Below are 15,485 nucleotides of genomic sequence, written 5' to 3'. Positions count from 1 at the left end.
CCGGCTGGTAAATGCCGGAAAACGTGCCGTTTACGAAAGGGAGGGTTACTAATGTTCAACCTTTTTTGTAGCTTTAGGACCGTCTATACTTTCCTGTCACGACCGTATGCGTCTACGTCATCTGTTCTGGGCTGTCCTGCTGGTTCTGCTGGTGGGCTGGCGCTCGTATATCTATTTCAATGACCTGTCTTTGTACGATATTTATGCGTTTGCCTGGCCGATCGCTATCACTATGGTATTCGGCGCGTTTATCTGCGGAGCTACGGCTGAAGGCGGTGGTGCCGTTGCCTTTCCGGTCATGACGCTTTTGCTGAATATCCTGCCGGCTGATGCCCGGGTGTTTTCGCTGGGGTGCCAGTCGTTTGGTATGACCTCTGCTTCCGTATTTATTCTGTCGCAGCGCATACAGGTTGTCAAACGTTGTGTGTTGCCGGTATGCGCGGCCGGCATCATCGGGTTTATGGTGAGTGATCAGTGGCTGGTTGCGATCATCCCGGCTAAAATAACCAAGTTGTTTTTTGTGTCGCTATGGCTTAGCTTCGGGTTTGCGCTCTGGACGATCAACCGGAAGGCCGGCACGATTAAAAACGTCGATCTACCGGCACAGTTAGGATGGAAGCATATTCTCCTGCTGATGGTATTTGGCCTGTTCGGAGGAGCCATATCGGCTATTTTCGGTAATGGCATCGATATCATCACCTTTACGCTGCTGACGCTGTATTTCCGCATCGACGAGAAAATTGCCACCCCTACCTCGATTCTGCTGATGACAATCACGACCGTATTTGGCTTTCTATGGCATATTCTGGTAAGACACGACGTATCACATGCAGTGCAGTATTACCTGCTGGGCGCTATTCCGGTTTGTTTATCTATGGCTCCGATGGGGGCCTATGTCATCAGCAAAATTCCCAGAAAATTAATTGTCAATTTTCTGTACATTGTCCTGGTGGTTCAATTTATCACGGCTTTCTGGGTTATCAAACCAGACCTCTACCATACCGGGTTTAGTGTTGCCGTGGTCCTGATCGGGTTGGTTGCGTTTAGTCTCCTCGCCCGCAACCAATACCCCAAAAAGGCTGCCGCCCGGAAGGGTTCTCCAACAGAAATCTCTATCTAAGCCTTAGTTTCTCATGGCCACATCTGTTCACAACCGGACACCACTTGTCCGGTTGCGGACAGCGTACCGGGAAAAAAAGGGATTTTCGGGTAGTTTAATAGTGATGGCATAAGAGTTGAGCAGGAATTGACAGACCTGTGCCGGTGCGTTCTGCGTTTGCGCCGTCCTAACTGTCCACATCGCTACTCAGCCTAACAATGCTACGAAACTACCTGAAAACAGCCTGGCGGGGCCTCCTCAACAGCAAGGGCTACTCAGCCATCAATATTGGAGGGTTGGCAATTGCCCTCGGTATTGGTATTTTACTGCTGTGGTATGTGAAAGACGAACTCAGCTACGACCGCTTTCACCGCCATGCTGGTCAGATCTACCGCGTCAATGGGGGCTTCAAAGACCAGTTTAGTGCCGGTATCGTGGCTCCGGTAGCGCCCTACGCCAAACGGCAGGTGCCGGGCGTGGAGGAGGCTGTTCGGGTTGCCGATAACTACGACAGCTCGCCCTTTAAAATAGACGATAAGACGCTGCTGGAAGAAAAGGCCGCTTATGTAGACCCAGCCTTTTTTACCTTCTTTGATTTCGAATGGGTGGAGGGTAGCCGTGAGCGCCCTTTCCCGGATTTGCAATCGGTGGTGATGACCGAGTCGGCCGCCCGCCGGTATTTCGGAATGGCCAATGCAATGGGCAGGGTCATCTATTCAGTACCCCAACAGAAAAATTATGTGGTCAGCGGCATTATCCGCGACTTTCCGGATAACTCCAGCATTAGGGCCAATCTGCTGTTTTCCTTCGAAATACCCAGTAAGGCGTACCAGTCAAACGACTATTGGAAATCAATGGAGACTGACTGGGGCAACTGGTTTGCCGGCACGTTTGTGCGGGTTAACCCCAACGCATCTCCGGACAACATTGCCAAAACGCTTACCGATATCCATCACCAGAACAACAAGTATGACCAGGTAACCACTTACCGGCTCCAGCCATTGACCGACATTCACCTGTACCGGCCCGATGGTACCGCGTCGGCTATGCAGCAGGTGCAGATTATGGGCATTGTGGCCCTGATTCTGCTCAGCATCGGGTGTATCAATTACGTGAATCTGGCCACGGCCCGTGCTTCCCAGCGGGCAAAAGAGGTCAGCGTCCGGAAAGTAGTAGGGGCGGGTCGCCGGCACCTGATCGGGCAGTTTGTCGCCGAATCGCTGCTGATCTTTGCCATTGCGCTGGTGCTGGCTATTGCGTTAATCAAAGGCGTAGAGCCGGTGTATCAGGAACTTACGGGCAAAACGCAATCGTTTTCGCTGGCTAATCCGGATGTATGGCTGGTGCTGGTTGGGTCTTTGGGCTTTACGCTGCTGTTAGCGGGTATATACCCGGCTTTTGTGCTCTCGTCGTTTGAACCCCTCAAGGTACTTCGCGGCAAAGTGGCCGCAGGTAGTAAGGGAGGAGCCTTCCGCAAGGTGCTGGTGGTAACGCAGTTTACGTTATCGACTGTGCTTATTGTCGGCACCATTATTATCGGCAATCAGCTCCGGTTTATGCGCGAGCGCGACCTGGGGTATGATCGCGAAAACGTGTTTGGCTTCTGGATGACGGATGAAATTGCCAAACACTACGACGCCGTAAAAGCAGAACTGTCGCGGAAGCCGGGTGTGCTGGCCGTGACCTCGGCGGGCAGTAATCTGATCAATATAGGCACTACCACCGGTGATACCGACTGGGATGGCAAGCCCGAGAAAAGCATGTTTATCATCCGCCCGATGGCGGTGGAGAAGGACTTCATCCAAACGTTCAAGCTGAAAATGGCGACCGGTGATGTGTTTACCGGTTCCAAAGCCGACTCAACGCACTTTATCCTGAACGAAACGGCGGTAAAAAACGCGGGTATCAGTAATCCCATCGGTAAGCGATTCAAGCTTTGGCAGACAGAGGGTACCATTATCGGGGTGATGAAAGACTTCCACTTTGCCTCCATGCATCAGAAAGTAGAACCGGCCCTGTTCTATTACCAACCCAATCGTTCCTTCGGGCGGGTGTATGTAAAAACAACCGGACGTGATGCACCGCAGGCCATTGCTGCGGCCGAACGGCTCTGGAAAAAATACAGCCCTGATTACCCATTTGAGTACCGGTTCATTAACGATGATTACAACCGCATGTACCAGGCCGAGCAGCGGACGGGGCAGGTGTTTAACTTCTTCTCCGGCATTGCCATTCTGGTATCGTGTCTGGGTCTGTTCGGCCTGGCAACCTTCACTGCCCAGCAGCGCACCAAAGAAATCGGCATCCGCAAGGTGCTGGGGGCCTCCGTTCCCAGCCTCGTCTCGATGCTGAATCGCGATTTCCTGAAACTGGTCCTCATCGGCATCGTTATCGCCACGCCCATTGCCTGGTGGGCCATGAATCGCTGGCTCGAGAACTTCGCCTATAAGATTGACGTCGAGTGGTGGGTGTTTGCCCTGGCGGGTCTGCTGGCCGTTGTGATTGCCCTGCTCACCGTCAGTTTTCAAAGCATCCGGGCCGCCCTGATGAACCCGGTTACCTCATTAAAAACGGAGTAAAGCCGGGCCGCCGGGCAGAGGAGATAAGGGAGTAAAGAAAAGAATTCCTCCCTGCCTTCTTTGCTCCTTCTACTCTTTTCTTCCCTTTACCATGCTTCGCAACTACCTTAAAATCGCCATCCGCAACCTGCTGCAGCAGAAAGCGTTTTCGGTCATTAATAGTATTGGCCTGACGCTGGGCCTGACCTGCTGCTTTCTGATTCTGCTCTTCGTCAGCCACGAACTGAGTTATGATAAATTTCACGAAAAGGCCGACCGCATCTACCGGGTTACGTACAACCCCAAATTCGCCGGGGTTCCTACGGCGCTGGTGACGTTGCCGACACCGGCCGGACCGCTGATTGCCAGTTCGTTTCCGGAGGTGGAGCAGACGGCGCGGCTGTTCCGGCGGAGCGCGTCCATCGAAGCGAAAGACGGTGTAGCCGGGCGACCGGATAAATACGAAGAGGAGCGGTTCTTCTTCGGCGACCCCGCTATTTTCACCATCTTCACGTTTAGTTTTCTACAGGGAAATCCGGCTACGGCGCTGCGGGATAAGTTTTCGGTGGTGATTACCGACAAGGTGGCCGAAAAATACTTCGGCAGCGGCAATGTGCTGGGCAAGATGTTAAGCCTGGACGGGCAGTACCCCATGACGGTTACGGGCGTTATCAAAGCATTGCCGGATAACTCGCATGTGCATATCGACCTGCTGGCCAATTACGAAACCATGTTTGCCACCATCAGTGAAGATGCCCGTCAGAATCTGCCCCAAAACTGGGTTATCAGCCATTCGCTGACGTATGTGCTGCTGAAACCGGGGCAGTCGGCGGCTACGGTCAACGCCAGGTTTCCGGAGTTTTTGCTGACGCACGCCAATGAGCGGTTCGCCAAAGACATTGTGTATGCACTCCAGCCGCTGACCGACATTCACCTGCGGTCGAACCTGGCCAATGAGGTAGAGCCAACCGGGCGTATGGATTACGTATACATCTTTATCGGTGTAGCCCTGATTACGCTGCTGATTGCCTGCATCAACTTTATCAACCTGGCTACGGCCCGGTCCCTGAAGCGGGCCCGTGAGGTGGGGATGCGTAAAGTGCTGGGTGCGGCCCAGACGCAACTCATCGGTCAGTTTCTGGGCGAATCGCTGCTGTTGTGCCTGATTGCTTTCGGTCTCTCGCTGGTACTGATCAGCCTGTTGCTGCCGGTGCTGAATCACCTGACCGGCAAAGAGCTGACAATGGCGTATCTGTTCGGCAACAGACAACTGCTGCTCGGCTTTTTGGGTATTGCGTTGCTGACGGGTGTGCTGGCGGGGAGCTATCCAGCCTTCTTTGTGGCCCGGTTCCTGCCCATTCAGACCCTGAAGGGTAATTTTACCAGCGGCAAGGCAAAAGGTGGCATGCTGCGACAGACGCTGATGGTGGTGCAGTTTACGGCCTCCGTTGCGCTCATCATCGGCACCATTATCACGTATCGCCAGCTTCGGTATGTGCAGGAGCAGCCGCTGGGCTTCAACAAAGACTATGTGATTACCATCCCCTTCAAGAGCAACAACTTAAACAATATCTTCGACAACCCGACCGACAGCCTGTTTACGAAACTGAGAAGTCTCAAGGACGTGCTGCGCAGCAATCCCCAGGTCGAAGAGGTTGCTTTGTCAAGCGGGCCGCTGGGGCTGGGCGGCACCCGGCGTGGCATAGTGCCCGAGGGCTTTACCCGTAACGATAACCTGTTTGCCACATCCCTGGCGACCGATTACGACTTCATCAAAGCCTACGGGCTGCAACTGGTAGCCGGGCGGGCGTTTTCGCGGGCGTATGGTACCGACCAGGCTGAAGCCTTCATCATCAACGAGTCGGCGGTGAAGCAGTTCAAGTGGGGGAGTCCGGCGCAGGCTATCGGTAAGCAACTTGAACTGGAGGGTAAGAACGGTAAAGTGGTGGGTGTGGTGAAAGATTTCCATATGGAGTCGCTGCAACAGCCTATAGAGGGTTTGGTGATGGATATCAATGCGTCCATGCTGTCCATACTCTCTGTTAAGATCCGGAACCAGAATATCCCGCAGACACTGGCTTTTATTGAAAAGCAGTGGGATGGCTTCTTCCCGCAGAAGGTATTCGAGTATGAGTTTCTGGACAAAGACCTCGCCCGGCTGTACGAGCGCGACCAGCGGCTGGGAAATATTGTCGCCTACTTTGCCGTGCTGGCCATGTTCATTTCCTGCCTGGGCTTATATGGCCTGGTGGTGCTGGTCACCCAACAGCGGGTTCGCGAAGTCGGTATCCGGAAAGTACTGGGGGCTAGCGTCACGAGCATTGTCGCCCTGTTCTCTCTGGACTTCCTGAAGCTTATTCTGATTGCTATCCTGATAGCCTCGCCCATTGCCTGGTACGCCATGAACGGCTGGCTCAACGGCTTTGCCTATCGCGTTGCCATCGACTGGTGGATCCTCGTTGCGGCCGGCCTGCTGGTCGCCCTCATTGCGCTGCTAACCGTCAGCATCCAAAGTGTCAGGGCGGCATTGGCTAACCCGGTGAAGAGCCTGAGAACGGAGTAGTCTGCCCCAGCAGCCCTGCTGGTGTAGTGCTGTAAAGGCCCAGCAGGGCTGCTGGGGCAGACATTCCAACCTTCCAGCCAAAAGCCGGGTCTATGCAGGTAAAAACACCAGTAGCCATGAAAACGATAGTCATTGTTTTTTGCCTGATTTTAGGAATGGTTGGGACCTGCCGGAAAGCAATAAACGTGGGGCCGACCGCTCAGGGTGAAGTAATTGAGAAGAAAGCAACACTGATTTATGAACTGCCGGTTGACGGCTGCTCGTGGCACTTTACCATCGACAACGGTGATGAATCGCGCCGATTTGCGCCAACCGAAGCGTCGGAGCAGAACGTGCGGGAATTTGCCGAAAAAAATAATCTGTTCCGGACCGGCCGGATGCGTGGCGAGGTAACGATCAAATACCGGCCGACCAACAAGAAACGAACCATCGTGTGCGGCTTTGGCGGGCAGGTAACGCTGGAGGAGATCGACGTACTGGCCATTAGCCTACCCTGACAGAATCGCGGGACGCGTGCAACGTTGCCGTCGGTTTCTGCATCTATTGATTAAACATGTAAAACGAACCATCATGAACCGTTCCCGATTTACCTTACTACTCGGCGGCCTGTTGCTGACGAGCTTAACCTACGCCCAGAACGACCGCGACGAACAACCTTATCAGACGAAAAATTTCACGGGCAGCCTCAACACCGTACGCGTCGAAACCTCCGGTGGCAGCATTCTGGTGGAAGGAAGCCAAAGTTCCGGCGTTAAAGTGGATATGTATGTCCGGCCCAACAACTGGCCCGACAACAAGATGAGTAAGGAGGAAATTGAGGAGCGGCTGAAAGACTACGATATTACCATCAATACCGAAGGCAACACCGTAGTGGCCACCGCCAAGCGCAGAGGCCGCGATAACTGGGACTGGAAAAAATCCGTCAGCATCTCGTTTCGGGTCTATACTCCCCGCAACTTCGCCACCGACCTGAAAACCTCCGGCGGCAGTATCCGGATCAGCAAGCTCAACGGCCAGCAGAACTTTACCACCAGTGGCGGTAGTCTGCACCTGACCGATGTCGAAGGAGCCATCAAGGGCCGCACCTCGGGTGGTAGTATCCATCTGGCGGGTTGCCGGAAAGATATTGACCTGTCTACCAGCGGAGGCTCTATCCACGCTGAGGATTCAGAAGGAAACCTGGCCCTGCGCACCTCCGGCGGCAGCGTACACCTGAACAACCTGCGCGGCAAAATCAATGCCACCACCAGCGGGGGCAGCGTGAAAGCCGACGGTATCAACGGCGAACTGATTACCGGTACGTCCGGCGGTTCGGTTAAGCTGGCGGGCATATCCGGCAGCGTAGAAGCCCGTACCAGCGGGGGCGGTATGGACGTGGAGATTACCAAACTGGGCGACTACGTAAAACTCACGGCCGGGCCGGGCAGCGTGCGGGTCCGGATGCCGCTCGACAAAGGCATCGACCTGGATCTGAGTGGTCGCCGGGTGGCTGTTCCCCTGAAAAACTTTAGTGGCAATACCGAAGAAGATCGCATTCGCGGTAAACTGAACGGCGGTGGGATACCCGTTACTATTGCCGCCAACAGCGGCAATGTATACATCAACCAATGAGTTAACAGGCCTGTCCGTTTGTGAACAAAAAAGTGTCCGGTAGTGGACACTTTTTTGCGTTATATGGCTATTTTTAGCTGTTTTTCAGGGCTTTTTGTTTCTGGCACAGGCATTGAGTTTAGTAGGGTACATCTCTATCTTACTGTTATGACAACCTACATAAACACTGGCATCATTGTAAAAGTCCTGGCGAACCTGTTCTTCGGGATTAGTATGCTGGCTGGAGTCTTCTCCGGTTCGGGAATGACGTCGGTTTGCGCAGCGGAACAGTACCAGACTAGTCAGATAGCAGCAGAAAAGTCTGAGATAAAACAGACTCGCCATGCAGACTTTTTAATGGATAAAGGGTTTATCTTCCGCCGGGCCAGAAAGGCCGAACGGTCGGTCCGGCAAGAGCGCACAACAGTTTGCCTGAGCAGTGCTCGTCTGGAAGACTGCCCCAAAATGACCATCCGCCCGGAGCAGCCAAGCTCATTGATCGGCCGTATCGCGAGTATTTAACCGTATTTTTGAATTCAACAGTCTTATACCTATACGCATGCTTTCTCTACGCAACGTTTCCAAATATTACCCCGCCGGTTTCGGCAAGACCTACGTACTCCGCAACATTACGTTAGACATTGAACCCGGTGAGTTTGTATCCATCATGGGGCCGTCCGGGTCGGGTAAGTCGACGCTGCTGCATATCCTGGGCCTGCTCGAAGAACCCTCGGAAGGTGAGTATCTGTTTCTGGATCAGCCGGTGCAGAAGCTCTCGGAGCGGAGACGGACCGACATTCACCGCAACCACATCGGCTTCGTCTTCCAGGCGTATCACCTCATCGACGAATTGACCGTATACGAAAACATTGAAACCCCGCTGCTGTATAAAGGCATGTCGTCGTCGGAGCGCAAGAGCCGCGTAGCCGAACTGCTCGACCGGTTCAACATGGTGGCGAAGAAAGACCTTTTCCCGAATCAGCTATCGGGCGGTCAGCAGCAGCTAGTCGGTATTGCCCGTGCCATTGCCGCGAACCCTAAAGTGATCTTTGCCGATGAGCCCACGGGTAATCTGCACTCTGAGCACGCGAAGCAGATCATGGAACTCTTTAAAGAACTAAACGAGAAAGACGGCGTAACCATTGTACAGGTAACTCATTCGGACATAAATGCCGGCTACGGTAATCGCATTCTGCACCTGAAAGACGGCTGGCTCGAACCGGCCGCTACGGCATCAGTGTAGCAAACAGCGGAGCCAGGGTAGCCAGGACCTGTTCCGATGTGTTTGGTGTGATGGTCCTGTTGTGGAACTCAACCTTCCGAAACCACTGAATACCCGCTGCGTTGCAGCAGAAAACCACCTCCGCGTCTGTCAGGGCATCAGGCATAAAAAGCCCTTCGTTCACCGATAACCCAGTTTGAGCAGCCTGCCGGAGTAGTTGACGACGAATAATCCCATCGATGCAGCCCGCATCGGGTGAAGGCGTAAACAAGGTATTCCCCCGAAGCCAGAACAGGTTGGACGCATTGCACTCGGCGAGGTGACCGGCCGTATCGAGCAGGACCACGTCATCACATTGAGCCGCTTGTTTGTAAAGCCCCGCCAGCACATACGGCAGTGCATTCAGGGTCTTGAAGGTCGAGACGGGGGAGGGCGATACACGAACAGAATCGTATACGCCCAGACGGTTTCTGGCGGTTACGGCAAAGGGCCGGCCGGGCAGCACCGTCAGCAGAAACTCCGATTTGTTACTGTCTGGCGTATAAAGTCCACCCGGCTGCCGCCACATCTGTAGCTTGATCCGGGCCGGTTGATTGGCCAGGCCATTCAGGGTAAGCAGGGCCTGAATTTGTTGCTCCAGCGTTTCCTGACTAAAACCGAAGCGGTGCTGTAGGTGAAGCGCCTGCATACCACGAGTCAGCCGGTTCAGGTGGTCAGCCAGAAACCAAATCCGTTCCTGTTCATACCGGATGGTTTCAAACAGCCCGTCGCCATACCGAAAAGCCCGGTTATCGGCGGTCAGCCGAAACTGGCTCTCCGGGAGTATATCAGAATTATAAACCAGATACATCGTGTTTTTCTGCCGTTTATCCCAAAACGGTAGAGGAGTCAAAATTAACTTTGTAATATTAAACCATGAAACGAGTAGCCATGATGAGCGCGGTAAATCGATTGTTTCAACGTCCGAAATGGCTGGCCGGCCTGTTGTTGGTGAGCGCGGCCTATGCACAACCAACGCAGAGTGTCGGGCCGAACAGTAACCGATTCTCGCTGCGGCAGGCCATCGACATTGCGCTGCAAAACAACCTGCAGGTAAAGCAGGGGCAGCTACAGGTACAGAACAGCGACCTGCAATACTATCAGGCTAAAATGAATCGCATTCCGACCCTGAACGCATTTGGATCGCAGGCCTTTAGCTCCGGACGGAACATCAACCCCACCACCAACACGTTTGTGGAACGGGCGGTGAGTTCCAATAACTACCAGCTCTCGTCCAGCGTTACGCTTTTCAATGGATTTGCGATTCAGAACAACATCAAGCAAACTGATCTGTTTCTGCAGTCAACCGAGGAGAGTCTGAAAGCAACGCAAAATAATGTAGCGCTGACGGTGGTGCAGAATTACCTGAATGTGCTGAATAATGAGGATCAGCTGGAGATCGCCCGTCGGCAGGTAGAGGCCACCCGTGGCCAGGTAGAGCGGACGCAGCGACTGGTCAATGCCGGCACCGTAGCCGAGGCAACGCTGTATGACATCCGGGCGCAGTTGGCCAATGACCAGTTAGCGGTTGTGAACGCCCAGAATAACCTGGATCTGGCAAAACTAGCCCTGTTGCAGACCATGAACCTGCCCGGTACGGGCAGCCCGGGAGCAATCGGGGTAGAGCGCATCCAGTTTGATGATCCTGCGGTTGCACCCTACACGGCGTCTCCGCAGCAGATTTACGAAACGGCCACAGGCATTATGCCCGAAATAAAGGCGGCCGAACTGCGGGTAAAAAGCGACGCGGTAGGTATTGATGTCGCCAGGGCTTCATTGTATCCCACCCTGTCGCTGAACGGTAACCTGAGTACCCTGTATTCCAGTGTTGGTTTACAGCGTCTGGTTACCGATGGAACACTAATCCGGCAAGCGGTACCAAATCTGTTTGTCGATATTAACGGAGTGCAGCAGCAGGTTTTTCAAACGCAACAGGCTGGCACCTTTGTGCCCTACTCCTACGGTGAACAAATACGGAATAACCTGAACCGTTCAGTTTCTTTAAATCTGCGTATCCCAATTTTCAACAATATGCAGGCGAGAAACAGAGTTACCTCTGCTACAATCACGAAACAAAATTCAGAAATTGCTGCGGAAAACGCCCGTTTGCAGCTCCGCCAGCAGATAGAGCAGGCGTATACCAATATGCTGGCCTCGGCCAACCGTTACCAGGCTACGCAGGTGCAGGTGGCTTCGCTGGAGCAGGCATTCCGGGCGGCCGAGAGCCGGTTAAATGCCGGAGCATTAAACTCGGTCGATTATAATATTGCCAAAACGAACCTTGACCGGGCCAGGGCTAACCTGGTACAGGCTAAGTACGATTATATTTTCAGGACGAAGATCCTCGATTTTTACCAAAACAAACCGCTGTCGTTTTAAGGAAGAATGAGCTGCCCGGCCAACCGGAATATATGACTGCAATTTGGAACAGGAGATAGCTGTTCCGGGGTCATGTATACGCGTTCGTTTTTCCTACTGCGCCGGTGGTCTCATTTTTCTTAACCGATGAAGCGTAAATCAAATCGTATCTGGTGGATTCTGGGCGGCATTACCGTGCTGCTGATTATTGGGTTGGTAGCGGCCAAGCAAACCGGGATTATTGGGAAGCCCCAAGCCGTTGACGTTGAGTTTGCCACCGTAAAACGTACCGACATTATCGAGCGCGTTAGTGCGTCGGGACGGGTGCAGCCGGAAATTGAAGTAAAGCTGAGCCCGGACGTATCGGGCGAAATCATTGGCCTGTATGTCAGCGAAGGCGACCCGGTCACCAAGGGGCAGCTCCTGGTGAAAATCCGGCCGGATAATTACGAGTCCCTCTTGTCGCGGGCGCAGGCTACCGTAAACGCCAACCGGGCGCAGTATCAGCAGGCAAAAGCCTCTATTGCACAGGCCGAGGCCCGGCTCATCCGGGCCAAAGCAGATTATGAGCGCAACCGGAAACTACTGGCCGATAAAGTTATTTCACAGGCCGATTTTGAGCAGATTGAAGCCAACTACAATGTGGCCCGGCAAGATGTGGAAGCCGCCCAGGCGAATGCCAAAGCTGCTCAGTTCAATATCCGGAGCGCTGAGGCCGGCCTGCGCGATGCCAGTGAAAACCTCCGTAAAACAACCATTTATGCCCCCGTTACCGGCACCGTATCCAAGCTGAATGTTGAGCTTGGCGAGCGCGTGGTCGGTACCTCCCAAATGGCCGGTACCGAAATCATGCGGCTGGCTAACCTCAGCAATATGGAAGTCCGCGTCAACGTCAATGAGAATGACATTGTCCGTGTCAGCCTGGGCGATACGGCCGATATTGAGGTCGATTCCTATACCACATCGGGCCGTAAGTTTAAAGGAATCGTTACCGAAATCGCCAATACCGCCATTGGCCTGGCGAGTTCGTCGGCCTCAGCGGCTTCGTCCATGTCGACCGATGCTGTAACAGAGTTTGAAGTGAAAGTAAGAATCCTTAATAATTCATACCAGGACCTGCTCAGCAGCAAAGACCGCAAAGGCTATCCGTTCAAACCCGGTATGACGGCCTCGGTTGAAATTATCACCGACCGGAAGACCAATGTGCTGGCGGTACCTATCGCGGCCGTAACCACACGAGGCACCGAAGAGGAGGAGGCTGCAAAAGATACCAAAAATCAGAATAACAATAACAACAACGCAGCCGTGGATGACCGGAAGGCTAAGCTGGCGGCCAAAAAAGAACCGGTGCAGGAAATTGTTTTCGTTAACAAAACGGGCAAAGCCGAACGGCGCGTGGTCAAAACCGGCATCAGTGATTACGAAAATATCGAGATTGTTTCCGGACTTAAAGAAGGCGAGCAGGTCATATCCGGCCCATTCCTGGCCGTATCCAAGCGACTGAAAGAAGGCGACGCCGTTGTCAAGCGGGATTCGAAGAAAGCGAAGCCGGAAGAGTAGACCGGAGTTGTACACCGGTTTCGTTCCATCCCCGAAAGCGGTTTTCAGCATAGTGAGAAGCCGGCGAAGTAAACCGGAGTACAACTCCGGTTTACTTCGCCGACAAACCCCAGCCCGTACCCTTGGGTTTTACATGCAGGCAGCCTTGTAAAAAAAGGAGTAGGGGGAAAAGGCATACACTCGTTTTTTCTTTACGCCCTTCCTCCTTTCCTCCTTTATCCCTTTTTTTACTCCATGAAACTTTATGAACCCACGCGCTTGACAGTTGTTGGGGGCGGGAGCTGGGCCACCGCGCTGGTTAAAATCTTCTCCGAAAATAACGTGAGTATCCGCTGGTGGCTGCGCCAGCAGTCCGATGCCGATCATATCCGTCAATACCACCATAACCCGAGCTACCTGAGCGATGTGCAGATCAACCCGCGCAAAGTACGCGTCTGCACCAGCATCCGGGAGGCCTTCCGAAACAGCGAATTCATTGTGTTGGCCGTACCGGCTGCCTTTGTCGCCGATGCGTTAAAAGGAGCCCGACCCAAAGATTTTGAGGGAAAGCATGTGGTATCGGCCATAAAAGGCATGATTCCGGAGCGCAACCAGCTCGTAACCGATTGGGTAGAAGAAGTCTACGGCGTACCGGCCGACCGCATCTGTGTTATTGCCGGCCCCTGCCATGCCGAAGAAGTAGCGCTGGAAAAACAATCGTACCTGACCATTGCCTCCTCCGGCCCCGACTGCGCCGGCACCGTGGCCCAACTGCTCACCTGCCGCTTTGTGCAGGCATCACCCCTGGATGATATATATGGAGTGGAATACAGTGCGGTCATGAAAAACATTGTCGCCCTGGCCTGTGGCATTACGCACGGCTTGGGCTACGGCGATAACTTTCAGGCCGTACTGGTCTCCAACGCCATGCAGGAGATCCGGCGCTTTGTGGATACGATTTACCCAAAACCGCGGGATCTCAGTGCCTCAGCCTACCTGGGTGATTTGCTGGTTACGGCGTATTCGCCTTTCAGCCGTAACCGCACGTTCGGTAGCCTGATTGGGCGCGGGTATAGTGTGCAGTCGGCGCAAATGGAGATGAATATGATTGCCGAAGGGTATTATGCCGTGAAAAGCATCCACGAATTTAATCAGCAGTACCAGGTGCCGATGCCTATTATTGAAGCGGTATACAATATCCTGTATGAGAAAGCATCGCCCGGCGCAGAGATGAATCGACTGAAGCTGGTGCTGAAGTGAGTAGTACCCCGGATTGTAAATCCGGCCTGGTCTAGCTGAAAACCAAAGCTGCCTATTGGTTCAGGCTTTTGCGGCCGGATTTACAATCCGGGATACATGTTTCTACAAAAAGCTCCGTATCTTCTCGGCTGTCGCGGCCAGTTCCTCCTGGCTCAGCTTCAGCTTGTTCGAAAAGTTCATATCTGCCATGCTGTTGAGCGGAATCAGGTGAACGTGGGCGTGGGGCACTTCCAGGCCAACTACTGCTACGCCAATACGTTTGCAGGGAACCGCCTTTTCAATAGCTGGTGCAATCGTTTTCGCAAACTGCATCAGGCCGGTATACAGCTCATCATCCAGGGCGAACAGATAATCCACCTCCTGCTTAGGTATAACCAGCGTGTGGCCTACGGCTGTCGGAAATACGTCCAGAAACGCCAGGTAATCGTCGGTCTCGGCGATGGTGTGGGCCGGAATTTCGCCGTTGATAATGCGGGTGAAAATGGAAGGCATATTATCGGTCTATTTCCACAATTTCAAACTCCATAACGCCGGCGGGTACGGTAATTTCGGCCGAGTCGCCAACTTTTTTGCCTAACAGGCCCTTACCGATGGGTGAACCTACCGAAATTTTACCCTGCTTCAGGTCGGCCTCTTCTTCGGAAACCAGGGTGTAGGTCATTTTGGCCCCATTCTTTTTATTCTTGATGGTCACCTTCGATAGAACCGATACCTGCGAGGCATCAATGGTCGACTCATCGAGCAGCCGGGCGTTGGATACAATCTCTTCCAGTTTGGCAATTTTCATTTCCAGGAGGCCCTGCGCATCCTTAGCAGCATCATATTCAGCGTTTTCACTCAGGTCTCCTTTATCGCGGGCTTCGGCAATCTGGCGGGCAATATCAGCGCGACCTTTGGTTTTCAGGTCGTTCAATTCAGCTTTCAATCGGTTTAGCCCTTCTTCGGTGTAATACGAAATCTTTCCCATGTATTTAATTCTATTTTATCCTGTTTACTCGTCGCCTTCCGGTTGAAGGCTATAAAAAAGAAAAGAACGGTACACTGACCGTTCTGCAACAAAAGTGGTTTTATTTGCAGCCACGTCAGAAACGCCGTCAGTAAGGAGCCGGTCGGCGAAACGGTCGGTGTATATAAGCGTTCATTTGTTGCATGTGCACTCCGCTTTCCGCCGGGCAGCCAGCTATGGCAAAGCTTCCCGGCGATCTGTACCAACTGAAAATGACCGGATCAATACCTGATCCGGTCGGGAGGACAAAA

13 protein-coding genes are annotated in these 15,485 nt (G+C 53.3%); 10 read left to right on the top strand and 3 right to left on the bottom strand.

Annotation, left to right across the window (positions count from 1 at the left end; translation table 11 throughout):
* Nucleotides 1–106 precede the first annotated feature (106 nt).
* From ABD931_RS17680 to ABD931_RS17650, 7 genes are all read left to right on the top strand, one after another.
* Nucleotides 107–1,120: a sulfite exporter TauE/SafE family protein gene (locus ABD931_RS17680; RefSeq protein WP_345269177.1), complete on the top strand. Its 1,014-nt coding sequence runs from the start codon at nucleotides 107–109 to the stop codon at nucleotides 1,118–1,120.
* A gap of 197 nt (nucleotides 1,121–1,317) precedes the next feature.
* The gene (locus ABD931_RS17675) at nucleotides 1,318–3,678 is read left to right on the top strand and encodes an FtsX-like permease family protein (protein ID WP_345269175.1); all 2,361 of its coding nucleotides are present in this window, start codon (nucleotides 1,318–1,320) and stop codon (nucleotides 3,676–3,678) included.
* Between the two features lie 91 nt (nucleotides 3,679–3,769).
* Entirely contained in the window at nucleotides 3,770–6,220 is a 2,451-nt protein-coding gene (locus tag ABD931_RS17670; protein ID WP_345269174.1) for an ABC transporter permease, read from the top strand.
* Between the two features lie 116 nt (nucleotides 6,221–6,336).
* Entirely contained in the window at nucleotides 6,337–6,717 is a 381-nt protein-coding gene (locus ABD931_RS17665; RefSeq protein WP_345269173.1) for a hypothetical protein, read from the top strand.
* Between the two features lie 73 nt (nucleotides 6,718–6,790).
* The gene (locus tag ABD931_RS17660) at nucleotides 6,791–7,831 is read left to right on the top strand and encodes a DUF4097 family beta strand repeat-containing protein (RefSeq protein WP_345269172.1); all 1,041 of its coding nucleotides are present in this window, start codon (nucleotides 6,791–6,793) and stop codon (nucleotides 7,829–7,831) included.
* 147 nt (nucleotides 7,832–7,978) lie between these two features.
* The gene (locus ABD931_RS17655) at nucleotides 7,979–8,332 is read left to right on the top strand and encodes a hypothetical protein (RefSeq protein ID WP_345269170.1); all 354 of its coding nucleotides are present in this window, start codon (nucleotides 7,979–7,981) and stop codon (nucleotides 8,330–8,332) included.
* Nucleotides 8,333–8,369: 37 nt separating this feature from the next.
* Complete coding sequence (locus ABD931_RS17650; protein WP_345269169.1) at nucleotides 8,370–9,053, top strand: ABC transporter ATP-binding protein; 684 nt, start codon at nucleotides 8,370–8,372, stop codon at nucleotides 9,051–9,053.
* Here ABD931_RS17650 and ABD931_RS17645 read toward each other — a convergent pair.
* A complete protein-coding gene (locus tag ABD931_RS17645; protein WP_345269168.1) occupies nucleotides 9,037–9,882 on the bottom strand; it encodes an aminotransferase class IV in 846 nt (281 codons plus the stop codon). The two genes, ABD931_RS17650 and ABD931_RS17645, sit on opposite strands and share 17 nt — an antisense overlap.
* A 65-nt stretch (nucleotides 9,883–9,947) precedes the next feature.
* Between ABD931_RS17645 and ABD931_RS17640 the strand changes: the two genes are divergently transcribed.
* The 3 genes from ABD931_RS17640 (at nucleotide 9,948) to ABD931_RS17630 (ending at nucleotide 14,228) form a co-directional block, all read left to right on the top strand.
* Entirely contained in the window at nucleotides 9,948–11,450 is a 1,503-nt protein-coding gene (locus ABD931_RS17640; RefSeq protein WP_345269167.1) for a TolC family protein, read from the top strand.
* Between the two features lie 126 nt (nucleotides 11,451–11,576).
* Nucleotides 11,577–12,989 (top strand): efflux RND transporter periplasmic adaptor subunit, encoded by a 1,413-nt coding sequence (locus ABD931_RS17635; RefSeq protein ID WP_345269166.1) that lies wholly within the window; start codon nucleotides 11,577–11,579, stop codon nucleotides 12,987–12,989.
* 234 nt (nucleotides 12,990–13,223) lie between these two features.
* Nucleotides 13,224–14,228, top strand: a complete 1,005-nt coding sequence (locus ABD931_RS17630; protein ID WP_345269165.1) for an NAD(P)H-dependent glycerol-3-phosphate dehydrogenase — start codon at nucleotides 13,224–13,226, stop codon at nucleotides 14,226–14,228.
* A 102-nt stretch (nucleotides 14,229–14,330) separates the two neighbouring features.
* Here the strand turns inward: ABD931_RS17630 and ABD931_RS17625 are convergent, their stop codons facing one another.
* Both ABD931_RS17625 and greA read right to left on the bottom strand, forming a co-directional pair.
* On the bottom strand, nucleotides 14,331–14,720 hold the full coding sequence (locus tag ABD931_RS17625; RefSeq protein ID WP_345269163.1) for an HIT family protein: 390 nt from the start codon (nucleotides 14,718–14,720) through the stop codon (nucleotides 14,331–14,333).
* A 1-nt stretch (nucleotide 14,721) separates the two neighbouring features.
* Nucleotides 14,722–15,195, bottom strand: a complete 474-nt coding sequence (greA, locus tag ABD931_RS17620) for a transcription elongation factor GreA (protein ID WP_345269162.1) — start codon at nucleotides 15,193–15,195, stop codon at nucleotides 14,722–14,724.
* Between the last annotated feature and the right edge of the window lie 290 nt (nucleotides 15,196–15,485).

Origin of the sequence: Nibrella viscosa (assembly GCF_039541875.1) — a bacterium.
Classification (GTDB): Bacteria; Bacteroidota; Bacteroidia; order Cytophagales; family Spirosomataceae; genus Nibrella; species Nibrella viscosa.
Note: the sequence above shows the minus strand (reverse complement) of the source record. Positions and strands in the feature narration are given on the sequence as shown.